The 18,065-nt window shown below is 47.2% G+C and carries 21 protein-coding genes; 15 read left to right on the top strand and 6 right to left on the bottom strand.

The window, feature by feature from the left end; genetic code table 11:
- The first annotated feature begins 163 nt into the window (after positions 1 to 163).
- Together hrpB and M3P05_RS04035 are read left to right on the top strand one after the other, a co-directional pair.
- Positions 164 to 2,689 carry an ATP-dependent helicase HrpB gene (gene hrpB, locus M3P05_RS04040; protein ID WP_249697994.1) on the top strand — a complete coding sequence of 842 codons (2,526 nt, stop codon included), beginning with the start codon at positions 164 to 166 and terminating at the stop codon, positions 2,687 to 2,689.
- Between the two features lie 105 nt (positions 2,690 to 2,794).
- Complete coding sequence (locus M3P05_RS04035) at positions 2,795 to 3,148, top strand: hypothetical protein (protein ID WP_249697992.1); 354 nt, start codon at positions 2,795 to 2,797, stop codon at positions 3,146 to 3,148.
- A 209-nt stretch (positions 3,149 to 3,357) separates the two neighbouring features.
- Here the strand turns inward: M3P05_RS04035 and M3P05_RS04030 are convergent, their stop codons facing one another.
- The 3 genes from M3P05_RS04030 to M3P05_RS04020 all read right to left on the bottom strand — a co-directional run bounded on the left by M3P05_RS04030 (position 3,358) and on the right by M3P05_RS04020 (position 6,029).
- Positions 3,358 to 4,707 carry a hypothetical protein gene (locus tag M3P05_RS04030; RefSeq protein ID WP_249697991.1) on the bottom strand — a complete coding sequence of 450 codons (1,350 nt, stop codon included), beginning with the start codon at positions 4,705 to 4,707 and terminating at the stop codon, positions 3,358 to 3,360.
- Positions 4,708 to 4,724: 17 nt separating this feature from the next.
- Entirely contained in the window at positions 4,725 to 5,060 is a 336-nt protein-coding gene (locus M3P05_RS04025; RefSeq protein WP_249697989.1) for a hypothetical protein, read from the bottom strand.
- Between the two features lie 186 nt (positions 5,061 to 5,246).
- Positions 5,247 to 6,029 carry a ParA family protein gene (locus M3P05_RS04020; protein WP_249697988.1) on the bottom strand — a complete coding sequence of 261 codons (783 nt, stop codon included), beginning with the start codon at positions 6,027 to 6,029 and terminating at the stop codon, positions 5,247 to 5,249.
- 186 nt (positions 6,030 to 6,215) lie between these two features.
- Here M3P05_RS04020 and M3P05_RS04015 point away from each other — a divergent pair, with 186 nt between their 5' ends.
- From M3P05_RS04015 to M3P05_RS04000, 4 genes are read left to right on the top strand one after another with little or no spacing between them, the layout of a single operon-like run.
- Positions 6,216 to 6,926, top strand: coding sequence for an ISAs1 family transposase (locus tag M3P05_RS04015; protein WP_283777672.1), 711 nt, complete (start codon positions 6,216 to 6,218; stop codon positions 6,924 to 6,926).
- An 8-nt stretch (positions 6,927 to 6,934) separates the two neighbouring features.
- A complete protein-coding gene (locus M3P05_RS20870) occupies positions 6,935 to 7,099 on the top strand; it encodes a hypothetical protein (protein ID WP_283777671.1) in 165 nt (54 codons plus the stop codon).
- A 58-nt stretch (positions 7,100 to 7,157) separates the two neighbouring features.
- A complete protein-coding gene (locus tag M3P05_RS04005; RefSeq protein ID WP_249697986.1) occupies positions 7,158 to 7,742 on the top strand; it encodes a bZIP transcription factor in 585 nt (194 codons plus the stop codon).
- A 33-nt stretch (positions 7,743 to 7,775) separates the two neighbouring features.
- Positions 7,776 to 8,594, top strand: coding sequence for an ISAs1 family transposase (locus M3P05_RS04000; protein ID WP_249697984.1), 819 nt, complete (start codon positions 7,776 to 7,778; stop codon positions 8,592 to 8,594).
- On the opposite strand, the gene M3P05_RS03995 is transcribed toward M3P05_RS04000, so the two are convergent.
- Complete coding sequence (locus tag M3P05_RS03995) at positions 8,552 to 9,259, bottom strand: TVP38/TMEM64 family protein (protein WP_249697983.1); 708 nt, start codon at positions 9,257 to 9,259, stop codon at positions 8,552 to 8,554. The two genes, M3P05_RS04000 and M3P05_RS03995, sit on opposite strands and share 43 nt — an antisense overlap.
- Before the next feature lie 56 nt (positions 9,260 to 9,315).
- Here M3P05_RS03995 and M3P05_RS03990 point away from each other — a divergent pair, with 56 nt between their 5' ends.
- A complete protein-coding gene (locus M3P05_RS03990) occupies positions 9,316 to 10,050 on the top strand; it encodes an FAD-binding oxidoreductase (RefSeq protein WP_249697981.1) in 735 nt (244 codons plus the stop codon).
- A gap of 66 nt (positions 10,051 to 10,116) precedes the next feature.
- Positions 10,117 to 10,926: an SDR family oxidoreductase gene (locus M3P05_RS03985; protein ID WP_249697979.1), complete on the top strand. Its 810-nt coding sequence runs from the start codon at positions 10,117 to 10,119 to the stop codon at positions 10,924 to 10,926.
- On the opposite strand, the gene M3P05_RS03980 is transcribed toward M3P05_RS03985, so the two are convergent.
- Both M3P05_RS03980 and M3P05_RS03975 read right to left on the bottom strand, forming a co-directional pair.
- A complete protein-coding gene (locus M3P05_RS03980; protein ID WP_249697977.1) occupies positions 10,916 to 12,208 on the bottom strand; it encodes a VTT domain-containing protein in 1,293 nt (430 codons plus the stop codon). The two genes, M3P05_RS03985 and M3P05_RS03980, sit on opposite strands and share 11 nt — an antisense overlap.
- Positions 12,209 to 12,240: 32 nt before the next feature.
- The gene (locus tag M3P05_RS03975; protein ID WP_249697976.1) at positions 12,241 to 12,582 is read right to left on the bottom strand and encodes a DUF4870 family protein; all 342 of its coding nucleotides are present in this window, start codon (positions 12,580 to 12,582) and stop codon (positions 12,241 to 12,243) included.
- Positions 12,583 to 12,675: 93 nt separating this feature from the next.
- On the opposite strand from M3P05_RS03975, the gene M3P05_RS03970 reads away from it, so the two are divergent.
- The 7 genes from M3P05_RS03970 to M3P05_RS03940 all read left to right on the top strand — a co-directional run bounded on the left by M3P05_RS03970 (position 12,676) and on the right by M3P05_RS03940 (position 18,045).
- Positions 12,676 to 13,626: a D-alanine--D-alanine ligase family protein gene (locus M3P05_RS03970; protein ID WP_249697974.1), complete on the top strand. Its 951-nt coding sequence runs from the start codon at positions 12,676 to 12,678 to the stop codon at positions 13,624 to 13,626.
- Positions 13,627 to 13,701: 75 nt separating this feature from the next.
- Complete coding sequence (gene trmH / locus M3P05_RS03965) at positions 13,702 to 14,391, top strand: tRNA (guanosine(18)-2'-O)-methyltransferase TrmH (protein WP_249697973.1); 690 nt, start codon at positions 13,702 to 13,704, stop codon at positions 14,389 to 14,391.
- 39 nt (positions 14,392 to 14,430) lie between these two features.
- The gene (tesB, locus tag M3P05_RS03960) at positions 14,431 to 15,294 is read left to right on the top strand and encodes an acyl-CoA thioesterase II (RefSeq protein WP_249697971.1); all 864 of its coding nucleotides are present in this window, start codon (positions 14,431 to 14,433) and stop codon (positions 15,292 to 15,294) included.
- 77 nt (positions 15,295 to 15,371) lie between these two features.
- The gene (locus tag M3P05_RS03955; protein WP_249697969.1) at positions 15,372 to 16,427 is read left to right on the top strand and encodes a polysaccharide deacetylase family protein; all 1,056 of its coding nucleotides are present in this window, start codon (positions 15,372 to 15,374) and stop codon (positions 16,425 to 16,427) included.
- Positions 16,428 to 16,532: 105 nt separating this feature from the next.
- Positions 16,533 to 17,174 carry a hypothetical protein gene (locus M3P05_RS03950; RefSeq protein WP_249697968.1) on the top strand — a complete coding sequence of 214 codons (642 nt, stop codon included), beginning with the start codon at positions 16,533 to 16,535 and terminating at the stop codon, positions 17,172 to 17,174.
- A 166-nt stretch (positions 17,175 to 17,340) separates the two neighbouring features.
- Positions 17,341 to 17,643 (top strand): hypothetical protein, encoded by a 303-nt coding sequence (locus M3P05_RS03945; RefSeq protein WP_249697966.1) that lies wholly within the window; start codon positions 17,341 to 17,343, stop codon positions 17,641 to 17,643.
- A gap of 75 nt (positions 17,644 to 17,718) precedes the next feature.
- Entirely contained in the window at positions 17,719 to 18,045 is a 327-nt protein-coding gene (locus M3P05_RS03940; RefSeq protein WP_249697964.1) for a cupin domain-containing protein, read from the top strand.
- Positions 18,046 to 18,065: the final 20 nt, after the last annotated feature.

Genomic DNA, 18,065 nt, shown 5'->3' with positions numbered 1-18,065 from the left:
ACGGGCATTCGATGCATTTTTTTGAAATTTTGTTATGTATCCTACCGCTTGTTGTGAGCCAGTCTGCCAATTAAGTACCCAGTAAGGCAGTTACTCTCACATTTTCTGCTGGATGTAATCGTAAATATCACGATAAAACTGCCTGCCACATCAGGAATTTTTCATGTCTGTTTCTGACCTCCCTGTTACTAATATGCTTTCCAAGCTTAAGAATACCCTTGCCAGGAACGACAGAGTTCTTCTGCAGGCACCACCTGGTGCAGGTAAAACCACACTGGTTCCCCTGGATATTCTGAAGAATGCCGAGTGGCTCGCAGGCCAGAAAATCCTGTTGCTGGAACCACGCAAGCTGGCCGCACGATCTGTATCAAGACGAATGGCGGAGCTTTTAGGAGAAAAGGTTGGTCAAACTATCGGTTGGCGTATGCAGCTGGATACAAGGGTTAGCAAACAGACCCGTATCGAAGTTGTCACCGAGGGTGTTCTAACCAGAATGCTGCAGTCTGATCCTTCATTGGAAGGAGTTGGCCTGATAATTTTTGATGAATTCCACGAACGAAGCTTACAGGCCGATCTTGGGCTGACTCTCGCCCTGCAGAGCCAGGAAGGTTACCGAGAGGAAGATAACCCACTCAAAATTCTGGTGATGTCTGCCACTCTGGCAACAGAAGAGATGGCAGATTTTCTACAATGTCCAGTGATTACCAGTGAAGGCAGAAGCTTCCCTGTCACAGCGCACTACCGTGATTCAGCCTTTGACCGCCATAACCGCAGAGAGCTGATCCAGAATTGTGCCTCTACCATTCAACAGGCATTAAATCATCACGATGGCAGCCTGCTGGCCTTTCTTCCGGGCAGCGGAGAAATCCGTCAGATTGAAGAACTTCTTCAGGATTCTCTTCCTGCCAATACCACTCTCCACACACTTTATGGTGATTTGAGCAAAGAAGCTCAGGACAAAGCAATCCAACCTTGTCCGGAAGGCCAGCGTAAAGTTGTACTGGCAACGGCTATTGCCGAATCAAGTCTGACAATTGAAGGAGTTCATATCGTTGTTGATGCCGGGCTTATGAGAGTACCCCGATTTGATCCACGCTCAGGCATGTCTCGCCTGGATACCATCCGTGTTTCAGCTTCCAGCGCAGAGCAACGTGCAGGGCGGGCAGGTCGTCTGGCCGCCGGACATTGCTACAGGCTTTGGACTGAATCTGAACAGAAACAACTCATCCCTTTCTCAAAACCCGAAATTCTGGAAGCGGATCTTGCCTCCGTTGCTCTGGAACTGCTGGGCTGGGGAATCAGTGATATCAGCGAACTGGACTGGCTGACACAGCCACCACCTGCATCTTTGTCCCAGGCCTTTGATCTGTTGGAAAGCCTCGGCGCACTGCAAAAACATAGTGATGACCGCCGTCAGATTACCCGTCATGGTGAAGCAATGTGTCAGCTTGGCCTGCATCCGCGCCTCGCACATATGATCCTGATCGCCAGGGACCGTCAGCTATCACGGCTGGCTGGATTGCTTTGCGTTCTGCTGAGTGAACGTGATCCGCTGTCAGGTATCCGTGATGCTGGAGTTGATATTGGCTTGCGACTGGCCTTTCTTGAGAGTCAGAAACTTCCTGGATTCCATATCCCCAAATCAACCTCCCAAAGATTCAGGCAACTAACTACTCGCTGGCTTCAAAGATTGGGGAACCCCAAACGATGCATATATACAAACGATGATGTGGCATTACTGCTGGCCTGTGCCTATCCGGATAGAGTCGCGAGACGCCGCTGTCAGGATGGCCGTTACCTTTTGTCTGGAGGACAAGGTGTCAGTTTCCGCTCTGCTGAACCTCTGTCTGCCTCAGAGTTTCTGGTGATCCCAGAAACAGGTGGCCACAGTTCCCAAAGGGAAGCGATCGTTTTTCTAGCCTGTGAAATCACCCTGGAGACTATTGAAGAGCTTTTTACTGACCAGATTGAAGAGCACGAAACCGTCTGCTGGGATAAAAGACAAAAATCAGTTCAGGCCAACCTGACTGAAACTTTCGGCGCACTAACCCTGACCAGCAACCCTATCCAAAAACCTGATCCAGAAATTATTGCCAAAGGTCTGCTGCAAGGTATTCGGGAGACCGGTCTTCATACCCTGCCATGGGATAAAGAAAGTGAAGCATTCCGTAATCGGGTGAACTGCCTTTATACCTTTGACACCAGCTGGCCAGATCTCTCTGAACAGGCACTGCTGGATAATCTTGAAGAGTGGCTGTTGCCCTTTGTTGATGGCTTTACCCGGCTGGATCATCTGAAAAAGCTGAACCTGCTGCAATGCCTGCAGGCACAGTTGGACTGGTCACGCTTACAGGAGCTGGAGAATGAGGCACCAGAAAAACTGGAAGTCCCCAGCGGCTCTAAAATCCGGATTGATTACAGCAATCCGGCTGAACCGATTCTAGGCGTCAAACTGCAGGAGCTGTTTGGCATGCTGGATACGCCACGTCTGGCTTATGGCAAGCTTCCACTCACCATCGAGCTTCTCTCTCCAGCCCAGCGACCTGTCCAGAAAACCCATGACCTGAAAAGCTTCTGGAGCAATACATATATAGAGGTCAAAAAGGATCTGAAGGGTCGCTATCCCAAGCACTACTGGCCGGAAGATCCAATGACAGCAGTCGCCACAAGGTTTGTTCGCCCCAGGTAGTCCTGAAACGAGTGATTGTGCTCTGACAAATTTATGACGCAGCAAAACTCCCCGCAGACGCTATTCTTTCAGAGACATTTGGCACAACAGGGAGTTGTTGACATCATGCTTAAAAAAGCAGGGAAATTCGCAGGGGCCGTTCTGGCAGCAGGACTTTTATCAGCACCGGTTATGGCAGACATCACAGTCGGCAAGCACAAATCAAATCGCCTTGGTAAAGGTGAGCAGCTGGCTCCCAACTGGTCAACAACTCACAGTAATCCGGTTCTGAATAACTATCAGGAAACGATTCGCTTCATTGAAGTCTGCGTCAATGGCCGTAGTTTTGTAGCCGCCCAGACTATGGCCGGTGTCTGGGATATGAAAACAGGGGCTGGTGCTGGGGCGGGAATTGGCATTGTTCAGGTTTTCGAGCAGGCTCCTGATGGCAATATGCAGGCCGTCAGCTGCAAGAACTAAAACCTGTTCTTCCACCAGAAACAAAAAAGCTGCTAATGGCAGCTTTTTTGTTTTCCTACGCCATGCTCTGCTCAGCACGGGTAACCTGCCTGTTTTCAACATCAACGAAAGTTCATAATAATCAATAGAAAACAGTAGTTAATAGTTTGAATATTTGCGGTCGACTGCTGATACAGATTCGTGATGAACTTCAGGCTGGTTATTTTTATTTAACTTTCAACCAGCAACTTTTCAGGTATATGGTCAAGAATCTGTAGTAATTTATTATTTTCTGGTTTGCAGGATTCATCTTGTAAATACTTGGACATCCTGGATATTTCTGAATCTTCCTCTAATGAAGAAACAATAAAGTCTTTTAGTGATGAAATAGTTTCTTCTTCAAGAAATTTCTTAAAGTCAACCAATTTATCTTCTTGTATTAACTTTATAAGCAGGTCTTGATCATTTTCAGACACCACGCACTCACCTTGCGAGGAAAAAAATTTTTTTATTAGATAAAAATTAGATAGATACCTCACACTGGGCCTAAAAAACAGAAACAATACATCAAAAAAACCAACATCTGTCAGATTATCTTTAGGCAAACAACTTAAGAATTCTTGAAGATCAGCATAAGATGGCAGATGTTTTTTTGCTTTTACAAACGAGCAAAAAGAATCTTTCAAAAACTGAATAGCCCGCTTGTTCAGGGAATATGATTTAGATACTTTATCCAAAATATAGCGATGAAAACCCAAACATATTGAACAGTGGATCAGCTTTTTTGACGCTTCTGAAAAATCCTCTACATATCGAGGGAGTGTCCAACCATGAGGACGAAGTAAAAGGTGATTCTTCCCTTTATTTTGTACTAGTTGATATGTATTTGCCCCTTCTAGAAGGACTGGCAAATTACTCAGTTCTACAAGATACTCAAAGATTGGCTTTGGCAATCTTCCACAGAACACTATATCAACATCAGGCTTTGTTAATTCAGTTCTTGAAGACCAAGGTTGCGAACCACTTATTTCTGAAAAATGAACGGTATTGAGCTCCTTACATCTAACGCTACACTTTTCAATAAATTTTATTATATCAGAAAGAATTAGTAGCACAGTCCTCTTACCGGATACTTCACAATATGATTTTGCCAAGCAATAAATAACATCTTCTATATTATTAATGCCAATAATTTGATGCAGCCCGTATAAAACAGCAAAATTTAAATTTTTATTCCTTACTTCATCTATTAAAAGCATGATATTTTCACAGTTTTTTTCCGGCAGTTTATTTCTTTCAATAAACTGCCTTAAAATAATTTCGATATTTTCATCATTTACTGCTTGATTATCTCGCACATGAAGATGTAAATCATATGAATCAATAGGAATTTTTTGAAAACAATCTCCTTCAAACCAACCATCATGCTCGGGTTCCCATCGATATGGCTGAATACATATAAGATTTTTTACACGTAAAATTTCTTTAGGGTCGCAGAAAACAGAGGGAAACTTACCCGCTACTAAACCGATGGGCAAAGCAAGCAATTTATCCGTCTCATTCTCATCGATGAAGTGCACGTTTCTCCCAAATAATTTTACAGTTTGGCTTTTTTTTTAGGTTCATAGCTGGGAGAAAGTATTGAAATCGTTTTAGCCTGATACTCATCTACAATCATTTCTACTCTCAAAGGCTGCGCAATATCAAGCCAGCACTTCAAGGTTTCAAAGGATGCATTTTCAACCCCAAAGTTCCCGCCTGATTGAATCAATATGCGTAAGGTTGATACTTTCTCTGCTTTTCTCTTCGCTCTTCCAAATAACGTCTGAGAGGTAGCCTCATCTTCATTCTGAATTTCAGAATGCGGCTCCCCGTGACGGATGGCTAGAGAAGCCATACCTGTTCTTATACAGTCCAGTGCGATATCCCCCATTCTTTGCTAAGACCCGTCTTACAAAGAGTAAGACCCGTCTTACAAGAATAAGTTCCATGAAAGTTTACTTTCGCATGAATAGGTTACGCTTTCACCTACTTCCAATACAGGGGGGCGCCTGATTCACTCAACACCAGATACCTGCCATTTCCTGATAACACCTTCAACTGCTGCATCCCATGCCGATTAAACTTCAGCGAGCACTTCTTCCAGGCACTCATAAAGTTCAACATACTGCTGGGTCAGCTTATGGCGTGGTGCCATATAAATAAGAGGTGTAGCCGCAGAGTGTGACTCTCGCATTTTTACGGACTGCCCAAGATAAACGGGCAATACCGGATACCCTTCTTCCTGCAGCTCTTCAATCAGATGCGTTGGAAGGTTCGCCTGTGGCTGAAACTGGTTAACAATAACCCCTTCAAAAGACAGATCGCGATTATGATCTTCCCGCAGCTCATTGATCTCACTCATGATGTTCATTAATGCCTGTTGAGAGAATGCATCACAATCAAATGGAATCAATACTCCTTCTGAAGCTATCAATGCGGAACGGGTATAAAAGTTCAGGGCCGGAGCCGTATCAATATAAACACGATCAAATTCACTACTTAATGTTTTCAGCGCATCACGCAATTTATAGATTTTATGTTTGTTTTCCAGTTTAAAAATCAACTCATCCAGTTTCTGATGAGATGGCATGACATACAGATTTTCAAAGCAGGTGCTATGAACAAAATCTTTGGGTTCTTTATTGAAAATATTGAAAGACAGTGTCTGTTCAAAGAAATCAGCCACGTTATTCCGGGCATCGATTCCATCCTTCCCCAAAAGATATTGGCTTGAGTTTCCCTGTGGGTCGAGATCAACTACCAGGGTTTTATATCCGGCAGCAGCCGATATGGCTGACAGGTTGCAGGCAATACTGGATTTGCCGACACCGCCTTTTTGGTTAAAGATCACCCTGCGCATTATTATTCTCCCTCGCTTGTGCTGAAACCTTAATCAAGGGATGCCTTACAAATCAAGAGAACAAGCAGGTCATTTCTGCCCATCATTCAGGTGCCTGCTTACCCTTTTTGTTATTAATACAGGGCTTACGCACCAAGTGATAGGGAGAGCTAAATCCTGTAGAATCGCCGAATTTTACGATAACTGATGCTCAAACCTTCCCCTTTGGGCATGTTTCTCAACGACATTGAAGACCCTCGCCGCGCTGAATCTTGCGACCATAAGCTTATTGATATTTTGATGATTGCCATCTTTACCATTATGAGTGGCGGCGAGTCCTGGGAAGACTTGGCTCTCTATGGAAAAGAGAAAATAGACTGGCTAAAAACATTTCTTCAGTTGCCATGTGGTATCCCCTCTCATGACACATTTTACCGCGTTTTTTGCCTTCTTGATCCAGAGAGATTTCAAGATAGCTTTACTCGCTGGGTCAAATCGGCCCTTCCGGAAGCCCTTTCAACCGCTGACACGCCTTTTGATATTGTCCCTATGGATGGTAAAGCCATCAGGGGTTCAAAAGGCAAAGGCAAGGGAAAGCGCGCTGTTCATATGGTCAGTACCTGGAGTAGCCGTTTGGGGCTGGTTCTTGGCCAAAAGCAGGTTGACAAAAAATCGAATGAGATCACTGCTGTTCCAGAACTCCTTGAAGCCATTGACCTGAGAGGTGCATTGGTGACTGCCGATGCCATCAGTTGCCAGAAAAGTATTGCGTCCAAGTATATTGAACAAGGCGCTGATTATCTGCTGGCCGTCAAGGGAAATCAGGAGACTTTGCAAAAAGACATTCAGGCTGTTGTTGAAAGTCACTGGGAACTCCACCCACAGGATCTTCCTTTTTCGAAAGGGAAGCGGCTTTAAACCGCAAGATGTGTGATGCTGCCAGCCAGATTATTCTGGTGACGGACTCAAGCAAATTTGACAGGAAAAGTTATCACCTGATACGCCCTTTCGCGAAGTTCGAGACTTTTGAATCAGGCATCAAGTGGACTCAACCAGACCATCTTGTTAGGAATAATAACAAAAAACGCTAAAATAAATTCAGATATATAGTGTCCAACAATGAAACTAATTTAAAGACGGTAGCTTACTGTGCATGTTTTATCAGAAGGAGGTACCCAACATCAACCCCGCCCCCAAAGTCAAGTATCATCAGTAAATCTGGCATCTAATAATGTTTTTATTTTGCCAGCACCAGCAGGTTTGACTATCAAGAAAGCTGGTACTCTCTCGATGACTCGCGCAGAAAAGAGGATATTGCGTAATCGAGTAGCAGCGCAAAATTCAAGGGATAAAGCAAAAAAAACGAAACTGGTATTAGAAGAACAGAATAAAGCTTTAAAACAGCAATTAGCTTCTCTAACAAGAGAAACTGCAGATATAAGACCTCAAATTCCTGCATCAATGCCAACACAGATTGATACAGGAAAGCAAGTTATTGCAGGTACAGTTCCAAAGGCAAAATACGACCTGCTAATGACAGAGTATGAAACATTGAAGCAAACGTTTGAAGGGCTTCAAGCACAATGCTTAGTTGCTTTTTATGAATCAGAACAATTGAATAAAAAAACCGCTGAGTTAGAAGCTAAAGTCGTAGAGCAGGAAAAAAAGATTAAAGAACTAGAACGAGAGATCACTGAACCCAGGGCTTACGCACCAAGTGATAGGGAGAGCTAAATCCTGTAGAATCGCCGGATTTTACGATAACTGATGCTCAAACCTTCCCCTTTGGGCATGTTTCTCAACGACATTGAAGACCCTCGCCGCGCTGAATCTTGCGACCATAAGCTTATTGATATTTTGATGATTGCCATCTTTACCATTATAAGTGGCGGCGAGTCCTGGGAAGACTTGGCTCTCTATGGAAAAGAGAAAATAGACTGGCTAAAAACATTTCTTGAGTTGCCATGTGGTATCCCCTCTCATGACACATTTTACCGCGTTTTTTGCCTTCTTGATCCAGAGAGATTTCAAGATAGCTTTACTCGCTGGGTCAAATCGGCCCTTCCGGAAGCCCTTTCAGCCGCTGACACGCCTTTTGATATTGTCCCTATGGATGGTAAAGCCATCAGGGGTTCAAAAGGCAAAGGCAAGGGGTACCGCTGCTGCTGGGTGTTTGACCAGTTAGACCAACTATCTACCCATGACCAGTGGGACGGTCTCAAGCAATTCGGTGTCGTGCAGGCTGACAGAACAGTGAATGGAAAAGTGACAACGGCTCTTCGTTTGTACATTACAAGTAAATCCATGACAGCTCTGGAGATGCTTTCGGCAACCCGGGTTCACAGGGAAGTCGAGAATAACCTCCATTGGATGCTGGACATCTCTTTCAATGAAGATGCCTGTCAGACCAAGCATGAAAATGGGGCTGAAAACCTGTCTATACTGGGGCGGATTGCACTCAACATATTCAATCTGGACAGTACCGGAAAAGGGAGCATGCGTAGCAAGCGCAAAAAAGCGGGCTGGAGCAACTCCTGTCTCGCTCAACTCCTTGAGGAATTCATTCTTTGTTCAACTGATGCGTAAGCCCTGGTTATTAATATGACCAGAAGCACAACTGTAATAACAGTTACACCTGCCAGAATAATTGCCTCCTGCAGACCTCCGCCATTTTGAAGTAAATCCAGCAAGTTACGCGACCTGTCACCGACCCAGAGCGACAGTAGGGTTCGAGGTAACATACCTGCCGCCCCTGCCAGCAAAAATGCTGATAAGCGAACCCTCAAAGCAGCCAAGGCAAGATTCATCAAACAAAATGGCAACACTGGTGACAAACGCACGAGAATAATCAGAGACACTGGCCTGTGCTTCAAATCTTCAGCCACTCTGGAAACAACGTCATAACGCGTAAGGCTCTTCAGAAAATGGCCGCCATCCAGAAGGTGCCCAATGCCATAACCAATAACCGAAGCCATGGAATAAGCCAATACCATCGGGATAACGCCTGTTATCCCCATAAAGAAACCGCTGACCAGTGCAATAAATGTTGTTGGTGTCAGCCCAAATGCCATGGTCAGAGATGAGGCCAGGATCAACCAAACGCCCCAGCGGGATACCAGAACATCAACTGTTGTCGTATTACTCAGTATCCAGCCACCAAGAAAAGAACTGAACAGCAAGGGAAGAACCGAGAAAAGTAACAGCGCTAAAGCCAGTGGGCGGTTTTCGGAATAGAGGGGAAATTTTATCATCCTGAAATTATGCCATTCTGTAGAGAAGAACAGCTATCCGTAATTCAGAGGTATTCATGCCAAGACCCGCCTTTCCAATAGAACTGGTTTCCAACCAGAAACTGGCTCCCAGAACCATTGAACTCACTTTCCGGGTCGATGCTCCTTTTGCCTTCGAGGCGGGCCAGTTTGTTTCCCTGCTTTTCGAGCACAAAGGAGAGCAATTTAAACGCAGTTACAGCCTGGCCAGTTCCCCAGAACTTTTGGCTGGGGAGAATCTGTTCAAGGTTGCAATTGGCTTGATTCCCGGTGGGGCGGCCAGTGAGTGTTTTGCCAATGCCAAACCAGGCGATCAATTTTCCATGATCGGCCCTTTCGGCTTGCTTACACTTCCGAAAGAGCTGCCAGAAAGACTTGTTCTTGTGGGCACCGGTACGGGAATGGCTCCTTATCGATCGATGCTGCCACAACTCGAAAAGCTCATAAGCCAAGGGGTAAAAGTTCATATTCTTATGGGGACAAGGTTGCGCTCTGATGTATTCTACCATCAGGATTTCAAAGCACTAACTGATAGTTCTACCGATGTGCAGTTTGAAGCCTGCCTGAGCAAAGAAGAAGACATTCAACCTGAGAATGGTGAAACAAGCGGTCGAGTACAAAACAGATTTCCGGAATTGCACCTGAACCCGGAAAAAGATCTGGTTTACCTCTGTGGCAACCCTGCAATGATTAACGACAGTGTAACCATATTGACGGAACAAGGGTTTGGTGTGAGGCAGGTCAAACGGGAAAAATATACCTTTTCCCGATAGCTGTGTTAAAACCATAACAGCCATAACTTTTACGGTAGAAAGACAGTCACTTCACTGGTCAGAAATATGCCCAAATTTCTACACAAGACTGTTGTTATCACCGGTGCCTGTGCCGGGATTGGGCGGGCCCTTGCCCTGCGATTTGGAGAAGCCGGTGCCCGTATCGCTCTGGTGGATATTCGTGACGAAGAACTGGCAGCATTCAGCGAGCACCTTGAATCCCGCAGTGTTTATTCGAAGGGCTATCATTGTGATACCAGTGTCCGGGAACAAGTAAAACATTGCTTCCAAAGCATTCGCGAAGATTTCGGCAAAATTGATGTACTTATCAACAATGCCGGTATTACTCACCACTCTGCTTTTGAAGAAACAGATCCTGATGTTTTTCAGAAGATCATGGATGTGAACTACTTCGGTGCACTTAACTGTACACGTTCCGCCCTTCAATCCCTGATTGAAAACCAGGGGCAGGTTATCACCATGAGCAGTATGGCCGGGTTTGCCCCCTTGGAATTTCGCAGTGCTTACAGCGCCAGCAAACATGCTTTGCATGGTCTTTTCGACTGCCTGCGTGTGGAGCTTAGAAACAAGAATGTGAATGTGATGCTGGCCTGTCCTGGCTTTACAGCTACAGATATCTACAAGCATGCCCTGCGAGCTGATGGCTCAATATCCTCACAGTTACAAATGACAGGAAAGGCATCCGCGCCAGCAGATGTTGCAGAAGAAATCTATCAGGCAGCACTGAAACGAAAGCGGCTGTTGATTCTGTCGAATGTTGACTGGCGCGCCAGGCTGTTTGCTCGCTGTGTGCCAGGCTTCTTTGAGAAACATCTGGCACACAGAATCAGCGGTATCGCGCGCCCTAGCGAATAAGAGTCAGTACACCGCCTGTAGCCAGGGTGAATAACCCTACTCGCCACCAGAATGGTTTTCCCAAAGTTCTTTCTTCAGTTTCCTTATCCAGAACCAGCCAGATTAGGAAGCCAGAACCACCCAGCAGGAAGCCTCCAAAAACATCGGATGCCCAATGCACATTGAGATAAACCCGGGAGAAACCCATTAACAGTCCAAAGCTGAGTCCAACCCACCAGCACCAGGGCCGGAACTTCTTTGGGAAGTAAAATGCAATATAGCGCCCGACATACAACCCCATAAACAGAACAAATGAGGCATGTCCGCTGGGCCAGCTGAACCAGTCTTCTGCATAACCGGGCAAGCCAGCTGGACGCTCTATAGCCAGCACAAACTTCAGCAGCAGATGTAACCCATGCAGCGTTAATGCCAACAGAAGGAATCGTCCACACTGACGACGCTGGTTATCTTCCAGAAGCCAGAGTCCTACCAGTAAAACCCACAGACCCTGAACGTAGAACTCACCTATCAAAGTCAGATCTGTAAACAGCCTGTTGGCCAAAGGTGTCTGAATCGATAAGGCCCAGTCCTGGATATCAATATCGATAGGTCGAAACCAAAAGAACTCGGCAGCCAGCCCCATCAAAACCAGCAACCCTAATGTCCAGCTGTATGCTTTTTTCAGGGAAACTTTTTGTCCAAACCGATAACAACCAAAAGCCAGCAGCCAGGCAAATACCAATACTCCGGCCACCAAGTAAACAAGACTCAAAGGGATATGCTCCTGCCAATGTACAGATGCACCAATCAAATAGCCTGGTAACAGGTAAACGGGTGACCAGACCACTGAGGAAATAATGTTAATGAAATAGAAGTATTTGGCGGACATACCCAGCATACCGGCCACAAGGGGAATAACCGGCCGAACCGGCCCGATAAACCTGCCGAGCGCAATACTGGCACCACCATGTTTGTGGAAAAAGGACTCGCCCTCTTCCAGCCACTCTGGGTGGGAACGAAATAGCCACCAACCACGAATACGCTTATGGAACACCTGCCCGAGAATAAAACTGATGCCATCACCCAGAACCGCTCCTATAAAACCAGCCAGCAGGGTGCTCCAGATATCAAGCACACCACTGCCGGCTATGGTTGCTGCAGCAAACAGTAGAACAACACCCGGTAGTACAAGACCTACCAGCGCCAGTGATTCCAGGAAAGCAACCGCAGCAATTATCAGGGCAAGCCAGTCTTTATGAAGCTGCAGCCAGTGCATGGCTTCCGATAGAGAGATCAGATCCAAATCGGCCTACTCCAGATCTTCTTATAACTTAATTAAGGCAGCAGCCCATTGGGAAACTGGTTGTTGGCCAGTCTGTACCAGCCAATGGCGACCCGGTAAACCAGCCACACCTGATTCAGAAACAGAATAAGGTAGCCCACCAGGAAAAAGATCGATACCAGACCAACCAGCCAGATAAGCAAGTTGATCCAGAAGGTTCTGATCTGCCACTGGTAATGGGCGATCAACATGGGATCAAAACTCTTGTTTTTATTTATCCAGGCCACAATCATCGCAATCAGAATAGGAAAAGCGGTAAACACGCTGACAGCCATCAGGGCATAACTAACGTGAGCCGGGCTGTGATTTGAAGGGGATGGACGATCCAGTTGCATTAATAATCCATTACTCACTGTGTTGTAGAGTGCATAGCCAAATACAGAGTCTATATTCTTGCCGGGTTCAAACCAACATCAGGGACTTATAATATGCCCGGCAGCCAGCTTGTAGTCGTTATTCTGTGCGGTGGTCGCTCACCAGAAGCCACTGTTTCCCGGCTTTCTGCCGGACGAATTCAGGGGGTGCTGGCCCGCCATTATGACAACCTCCACGTTCTGGAGCTTGATCGCCATGTCGCGACGGAGCTTGAGCGTATCAAACCTGATGTGGTTTTTCCCCTGTTACACGGCCCTTATGGTGAAGATGGCACCATCCAGGGGCTTTTGGATACGCTTGAAATCCCCTATATCGGCTCCGGTGTTCATCCCAGTGCCATCTGTATGGACAAGCATTTTACCAAAAGGTTGCTGGAGCCTCTTGGAGTAGCCCTTGCCAGGAGCATTCTTGTGCGGCGGGAAGAAGGTCTTGACCGGGGAGTCGATAATGCCATTCAGGCATTGAGCTTCCCTGTTGTAGTCAAGCCCCGTTCCCTTGGCTCAACTATCGCCATTCGGGTCGCCCATAACCGGGAAGAATTACTGGAACATGCCCAGACCGCTTTTGACCTTGAGCCCCACATTCTGATCGAGGAGTTTATCCCCGGCAGGGAGGTGACGGTCTCGATTATTGAGCGGCCCACCCCGGTTGTTATGCCTGTGCTCGAGATCCGTACTCCAAACCAAGTTTGGTATGACTATGACCATAAATACACGCCAGGCCTGTGTGAACACCTGATTCCGGCTCCAATCCCAGAGGAACAGTATCAATACTGTCAGGACTGGGCCCTGAAAATACATCACGAGCTTGGTCTAAGAGACTTAAGCCGGACAGATTTCATGGTTCCCGAAGAGGGTGATCCGGTCTTCCTGGAGGTCAACACCATGCCCGGCATGACACCCACCAGTCTTCTGCCCGACGCCGTAGAAAACTTCGGACTTTCCATTCTGGATATGGCAATGGAGCTTATAAACAATGCGATTACCCGAGGGCCTCGCCCCTGAGTTAAGGGTCTGGCCTGTTGTAAGCATAATTCCTGCCTCATACAATCGTGCGTTGATTGACAGGAACTATGTCCAATGACACCGGAACGTTTCCAGAAACTGCGCACAATCCTTTCTCGTCGCCAGCCTGATCTCGCTGTTTTGGCCGATGATGTCCATAAAGCCCATAACCTGGCAGCCATTATTCGCACCTGCGATGCTGTAGGTATTCCCAAGGTTCACCTCTGTGACCCGGATATCCGTGCCCGACAGCTGCGAGGCCGTTCCATGGGCAGTAACCGCTGGGTGGAAGTTGAGCAGTACGACAACATTGTTACAGCAGGACAAAAGCTGAAAGACGCGGGCTTTAAAGTTATTGCCGCTCACTTCTCTGATAAAGCCAAACCTTACCATGAGCTGGATTACACCGGCCCATGTGCCCTGCTGATGGGTGCGGAAAAGAAAGGTGTCAGCAAAGAAGGAGCTGAACTGGCAGACGAACATGTGATTATTCCCATGCAGGGAATGGTTCAGTCATTTAATGTCTCTGTCGCCGCCGGTATTATTCTGATGGAAGCGCAAAGACAACGTCAGGCCGCCGGACTCTACGACAGAAATCAGATACCATCATCAGAGTACACCAGCACCCTGTTCCGCTGGAGTTATCCGGAACTGGCACGTTACTGTGATGACAGAAATCTCAACTATCCGAAACTGGACGAAGAAGGTCAGTTAATACAACCCGATGTCTGGTATGAGCAGATTCGAGCTAACACCTCTGACTAGCTGCCGAACCTGTAAAACAATAATATCAAGGGAGAGATAATGAGTAAGGTATTGAAAGAACTGCTAACCCTGCTCAAGCTTGAACAGATTGAAGAAACCATCTTTCGTGGCCAAAGCCAGGATCTGGGCTTTGGCAATGTCTTTGGTGGGCAGGTTATCGGCCAGGCTCTCTCCGCCGCCAAACAGACGGTCGATGAAGACCGCGCCCTGCACTCTTTTCACTGTTATTTTCTGCGTCCGGGTAATGCTCATCGCCCCATTGTTTATGAAGTCGATAAATCACGGGACGGCCGTAGCTTTACAACCCGTCGTGTAGTTGCCATTCAGAATGGCAAACCCATCTTTAATGTTGCGCTTTCATTCCAGCAGAAAGAAGAAGGGTTTGATCACCAACATCCTGATATGCCTAAAGTTCCCGGACCTGACGAACTGATTTCGGAACTGGAGAGGGTCAGGAAAATTGCCCACCTGATCCCTGAGCCCGCCAGAGAAAAATTAACCTGTGATCGCCCGATAGAACTGCGCCCGGTTCAGATGCCAGACCTGATCAAACCTGAACCTCTGCCACCTGTTCGGCATATCTGGCTCAAAGCCAATGGCAAACTGCCTGATGATCCCAGGGTTCACAAGTACCTGCTGGCTTATGCATCCGACTTCAGTTTTGTCACCACATCTCTAAATCCCCATGCGGTCAACTTCTGGCAACCCAATATGCAGGTGGCCAGTATCGACCATGCCATGTGGTTCCACCGGGACTTCCGAATGGATGACTGGCTGCTCTACAGTATGGAAAGCCCAACTGCCGGTGGAGCCAGAGGAATGGCTCGCGGGCAGATTTTTGACCGTCAGGGCAGACTGGTTGCTTCCACCATGCAGGAAGGCTTAATCAGGAGGCGGGACTGACGATTGATATATACTTTTCACAGTTCATGATGAAACCCGGTCTTAGGGTTTTTTAATTTATTCGGGAATCTGACATTTTGCTCAAAAGACTCTGCGTGCTGGCCTGTTCCGCCTTTTCTCTGCTCTGTCTGTCCATGCCGGCAAGCTCCACTGTTGTGCTGCAGTATCACCATATTGATGCGACGACTCCGGCCAGTACCAGCACCCAACCCGCGCTATTTGTCGAACATCTCAAGTGGCTGAAAGAGAATGGCTTTACTGTTCATCCCCTTCCAGCCATTGCTGAAAAGATTCGCTTAGGCCAAGCCCTACCCGATAAATCTGTCGTTATCACTTTTGATGATGCCTATAAGTCCATCTACACAGAAGCATTCCCCATTCTGAAAGAGTATGACTACCCCTTCACAATTTTCGTGGACACTTTATCTGTGGATGAACGCCGCAATCGGGCTTTGTCCTGGGGGCAACTGAGGGAAATGGCGGGTAACAAGGCCAGCCTGGCCAACCATACAGTGAGTCATGACCATCTGGTTGAGAAGAAACCCGGAGAGTCAACAGTCCAATGGCTGGAAAGAATACGCAAGGATCTTCACATAGCGGAAAACCGAATCAAGGAGGAGACAGGCCAGAACCTGAAACTGTTTGCCTGGACCTTCGGTGAATCCAGCCCTGAGCTGGAACAGCTGATCCTTGAAGAAGGCTATCTGGGCTTTGGCCAGCAATCCGGCCCAATTGGGTCTCACTCCAATAAGGCCAAACTGCCCCGTTTCCCTATGGGAGGAGGCTATGGCTCGATGAAGAACTTCCCTCTCAAGGTCAGAAGCCTGCCTTTGCCGGTTGTCTCAATGTTCCCAGAAACTTCCGTCGCACCACTTAACGGCCAACTGGGCCAACTTCAACTGACCCTGAAACCCGGCCAATGGTCGCCTTCCCAGATTGCCTGTTATGCCTTAGGTTCCAATCTGGACATCAACTGGGCTGACAAACAGAAAACCGTACTTGATATCAGCCTGCCGGATCTCCCCCTTGGACGCTCCAGGGTCAACTGCACTTCCCCTGGTCCTGATGGCCGCTGGTTCTGGTTTTCCAAGGAGTGGGTGCGTCTGACTAAAGACGGTAAAGCACTCGACTAAAGCCTCACAGACCATGGTTCAATAGCGCGAAAGCTTAGTCTCACCATAGAATTCGAACGTGGCGAATTAGGGCTTAATGGCTTTAGCATTCAAGGAGGATGAACTATGGCATTACAAAGATCACACAGCCTTCCGGCCGTGATCACTAACGGAACGGCAACAGCAGAAACTCAAACAGAACCAACTGCAGGCAGTAAATTCTGTGGTTACGTAATTAGTATTCCAGGAAAAGTGAAGTCATTCTTCCAGAGTGCTCCTCACGCTGTTAAAGCTTATGCTCAGTCTGTACAGCAGGAGGCCGTGACTGCTGTTAAGGCGTTCTGTAAATGTGTCAAAGCTGTTGACACTGCTCTTTGGTTTGGTATCGGAGCTGTTCGTCAGGGCATCATCACAACTGGTAAGTATTTCAAATCAGGAGCTTATGGTGCTGCGTTTGGCTGCTTGGGCGGCATGATCATTGGAACAGCCACAGGTGCCCTGTTTGGTTATGGCCTCGGTTCTGTTGGCTCTCCCATTGTAGGTATAACCACCGGAGGCTTCTGCGCTCTGGTTGGTGCTGGCATTGGTGCCATGACATGTGCAACGGGTGGCTCTTTAGTTGCATCATTCTACCAGTACAGAGACAACTGGAAGAGTGCAATGAGTGCCAAGGAAGACGAAATCAAGCACCTGAAGGACGAGTTAAGCAAGCGTCCTGAGCCATCAAAGGTTGAAGAGCTGGTGCAGATTGAAAGTAAAACCGCTTAATTGAAAAATCCTCACAGGTAGTCCGTCAGTGGCTACCTGATTTCTCTTCATACCAAAAATGTTGGTACTTCATGTGCCAACATTTTTTCCCTTTTTCTTCGCACCCTTGCTGCCATATCTATAACAGCTAGGTTTACTGAAAAGGAAGCGGCCCATCAGGTGTGTTATGGACGAGAACACTGTCAAAAAACTTGCATTAATCATCACAGCTAATTGTCTGAGAGACACACCCGTCGAAAAAACCGGGATGTCTGAAGATGACCTGAAAGCCCTGCGCAAGTCGATGTCCGACCGAATGTACACCTTCCTGCTATTTCTACTGAATAAGCCCGCCCGGGAGTATTCCGCCCTAATGGAAGAGCTTTCCAAGTTTTACCCTGCTGACTGGCCACTTCCTGAGCTGGATGGTGATTTCACCAAATTTGCAGGGGATTCTGCCCGGGACGCCGCCGCTGGAATCAGGCTCTAGCCAGCTGGCTGGCTGGCTTAACCGACTTGCTGACAGAAACTGCTATATTTCTGCTTCGGGATACGGAGCAGAAATATGGAAACAACAAATCTTTTTACCGAAGCCCCATTTAACCCGGACAGTGAATATCTGGACAGGATTCTGGAAAAACCGGGCCTGAAGCTGGAGCGAATTGTTTCCCACGGCCACCGAACACCTGATGGCGAGTGGTATGACCAGGCTGCAGATGAATGGGTGGTTTTGTTATCCGGGGCCGCCACTCTGCTGTTTGAAAAAGACAACCAGCTTATAGAAATGAACCCTGGGGATCATATTTTAATTCCGGCTCACTGCCGCCACAGGGTTGAAAGGACTGAAGAAAACCGGGAATCTGTCTGGCTCGCCCTGCATGTTACTAGCTAATCAAACATGGGCATGGAAGC

The organism is Parendozoicomonas callyspongiae, assembly GCF_023502345.1.
Lineage (GTDB): Bacteria > Pseudomonadota > Gammaproteobacteria > Pseudomonadales > Endozoicomonadaceae > Sansalvadorimonas > Sansalvadorimonas callyspongiae.
This window is presented reverse-complemented; position numbering and strand designations above follow the sequence as displayed.